The sequence below is a fragment of the Clostridium sp. HBUAS56017 genome (genome assembly GCF_007115085.1).
Lineage (GTDB): Bacteria > Bacillota > Clostridia > Clostridiales > Clostridiaceae > Clostridium > Clostridium cibarium.
Map to the genome: position 1 here is coordinate 1 of NZ_SULK01000065.1, position 1,096 is coordinate 1,096.

Sequence of the window (1,096 nt, forward strand, 5' to 3'; positions counted from 1 at the left end):
TAATTCTAGTAATTAATTAGAAAAAAGTTTAGTGTAATATATTATTTGGGTGAATGCATAAAAATAACATGTAATATGGAATTTTTGATAAGATGCCTTTAATAATTTGAAAAAAGTAAAAAAACTAAAAATATTATAAAAAATATTAAAAAAAATATAAAGTATTAGTATAATATGACGAATAATATATTGTAAGGTTAACCAATGTCTCTTAAGAGAAATTAAAAAATAAATTTATGACATGGATGTCGATTTTCAAAATCAAGGAGGAATTTAAAATGATAATTAATCACAATATGAATGCTATGAATGCTCATAGAAATATGGCAGCAAACAACACTAATGCTGGGAAATCAATGGAAAAGTTAAGCTCAGGTTTAAGAATTAACAGAGCTGGAGATGACGCTGCAGGTCTTTCAATTTCTGAAAAGATGAGATCTCAAATAAGAGGATTAAACCAAGCTTCAAGAAACTCTCAAGATGGTGTTTCAATGGTTCAAACTGCAGAAGGTGCTTTAAATGAAACTCATAACATTCTTCAAAGAATGAGAGAATTATCAGTACAAGCAGCTAATGATACTAACGTTACTAAGGATAGAGAATCTATCGCATCTGAAGTTGATGCTTTACAACAAGAAATAACAAGAATAGCTACTCAAACAGAGTTCAATACTAAGACTTTATTTAGTGCTACTTCTACTCCAGTAACATTACAAGTTGGTGCAAATAGTGGACAAACTATATCAGTAACATTCTCAAGCATGACTGCTGCTGCATTAACAGTAAATGCAATGAGCGTAGAAATGACTACTCAAGCATCTGCTACAGCTGCAATTTCTACAATTGATATAGCTATAGAAGCGGTATCAACAGAAAGATCTAAGTTAGGAGCAGTTCAAAACAGATTAGAACATACAATAGCTAACGTTGACAATGCTGCAGAAAACTTACAAGCTGCTGAAAGTAGAGTAAGAGACGTTGATATGGCTAAGGAAATGATGGCATATTCTAAGAATAACATCCTTCAACAAGCTGCTCAAGCAATGCTTGGTCAAGCTAATCAACAACCACAAAACGTTCTTCAATTATTAAGATA

The 1,096-nt window shown here is 31.2% G+C and carries 1 protein-coding gene; it reads left to right on the top strand.

Features of this window, described 5'->3' with window-relative positions; translation table 11 throughout:
* Positions 1 to 278: 278 nt before the first annotated feature.
* Positions 279 to 1,096: flagellin (locus tag FAY47_RS19905; protein ID WP_143318652.1), on the top strand; the 818-nt coding region annotated here is incomplete at its 3' end.